At 73.7% G+C, this 1,786-nt stretch carries 2 protein-coding genes; one reads left to right on the forward strand and one right to left on the reverse strand.

The window, feature by feature from the left end; all coding sequences use genetic code 11:
* The first annotated feature begins 295 nt into the window (after positions 1 to 295).
* Positions 296 to 673: an NADH-quinone oxidoreductase subunit A gene (gene ndhC, locus C1I99_RS31410; protein ID WP_111137755.1), complete on the forward strand. Its 378-nt coding sequence runs from the start codon at positions 296 to 298 to the stop codon at positions 671 to 673.
* A 121-nt stretch (positions 674 to 794) separates the two neighbouring features.
* Here ndhC and folP read toward each other — a convergent pair whose 3' ends face one another.
* Entirely contained in the window at positions 795 to 1,664 is an 870-nt protein-coding gene (gene folP / locus C1I99_RS31415; protein ID WP_111137756.1) for a dihydropteroate synthase, read from the reverse strand.
* Positions 1,665 to 1,786 lie beyond the last annotated feature (122 nt).

The following is a 1,786-nucleotide window of genomic DNA, read 5'->3' on the forward strand; positions in this document are numbered from 1 at the left end:
GCCGCCGCCCCGGCCGCCGGCTCGGGGCCGAGCGCGGCGGCCGGGGCGGCGGCCGGGGCGGGGATCGCCCAACCCGGCAGCGCGGCGAGGGTCAGCGCGATCACGAACGAGATCACCAGCAGCGGCGCGGCACGCCGGTCAGGCGTTCGCCGGCGGGGCCGTGCGTCGACACGGGCCATCTGTCCTCCGGTGATGAGTTACGGGGCAACGGTTGTCTGGAGGCGCTAGTCCGCAGGGAACAAGTCCGTAACGTGTTCGGTACGGCCCGTCCGCCGGGACGGTAGGCTGACCGACCGTGACCGGTTACCTGGGCTCGTACGCGACGCTCGGGCTGTTGCTGCTCGCCAGCGTCCTCTTTTTCGGTACTGCGTTCTCGGCCAATCGGGTGTTACGTCCCGCCCGTCCGGCTGACCCCTTCGGCAAGCGCACCAGTTATGAGTGCGGGCTTGATCCGGTGGGTGGCGACTGGGCCCAGATGCAGATCCGCTACTACGTGTACGCGTACCTGTACGTGCTGTTCGCGGTCGAGGCGGTGTTCCTCTTCCCCTGGGCGGTGGTCTTCGACCGGCCGGGCTTCGGCCTGGTGACCGTCGTCGAGATGGCGGTCTTCGTGACGGTGCTGGCGCTGGGCATCCTCTACGCCTGGCGGAAGAACATCCTGCGCTGGACCTGACCTCGCGGGCCGCCGCACGCGTCAGGCCGGCGGCCGGGTCCCCGGCTGCGGCCTCGGCCCGCGTCAGCGGCCCCGGCCCGGCGCCATGTCGGCGCGGCGCCCCCGGGCCGGGCGGAGCCGGTCAGGCCAGGCCGCGCCGGGTCAGCGTGGGCGGCCGGTCGCCCCGGATCGAGGCGACCATGTCGAGCACCCGGCGGGTGGGGCGGACCTGGTGCGCGCGGAACACCCGGGCGCCGAGCCAGGCCGAGACGGCGGTGGCGGCCAGCGTGCCCTCCAGCCGTTCGGCGACCGGCAGGTCCAGCGTCTCCCCGACGAAGTCCTTGTTCGACAGGGCGACCAGCAGCGGCCAGCCGGTGCCGGTGAGTTCGTCGAGCCGTCGGGTGATCTCCAGCGAGTGATGGGTGTTCTTGCCGAAGTCGTGCGCCGGGTCGATCAGGATCCCGTCCCGCCGTACGCCCAGCGCGACCGCGCGCTCGGCGAGCCCGGTCACCGTCGTGACCACGTTGGCCACCACGTCGTCGAAAGCCGCCCGGTGCGGCCGGGTCCGGGGCGTCAGCCCGCCGGCGTGCGAGCAGACCAGGCCGGCACCGGTCCGGGCCGCCACCTCGGCCAGGGCCGGATCCGCCCCGGACCAGGTGTCGTTGAGCAGGTCCGCCCCGGCGGCCACCGCCTCCACCGCCACCTCGGCCCGCCAGGTGTCGATCGAGATCACCAGGTCGGGAAAGGCAGCCCGGACGGCGGCGATGGTGTCCACCGTGCGGCGGATCTCCTCGGCCACGTCGACCTCGGCGCCGGGGCCGGCCTTGACCCCGCCGATGTCGACGATCTCCGCGCCCTCGGTGACCGCCCGCTCGACCGCGCGCAGCGCGCTGTCCTGGCCGAAGGTCGCACCCCGGTCGAAGAACGAGTCCGGCGTCCGGTTGACGATCGCCATCACCACCAGCTCGTCGGGGGCGAACGTCCGCCCACCGAGCCGAAGCGCCCCGGCCATGCCGCCTCCCCTGCTCCCGCCGTCGGCCACCCCGCCGGCAGCCGATCACGACGCTATCCGGTCGGCCGTACCGCCCGCCCCGTGCACGGCCTGTCCCTTATACACATCTGACGCTGCCGCCG

The organism is Micromonospora deserti (assembly GCF_003236335.1).
GTDB classification, from domain to species: domain Bacteria; phylum Actinomycetota; class Actinomycetes; order Mycobacteriales; family Micromonosporaceae; genus Micromonospora; species Micromonospora deserti.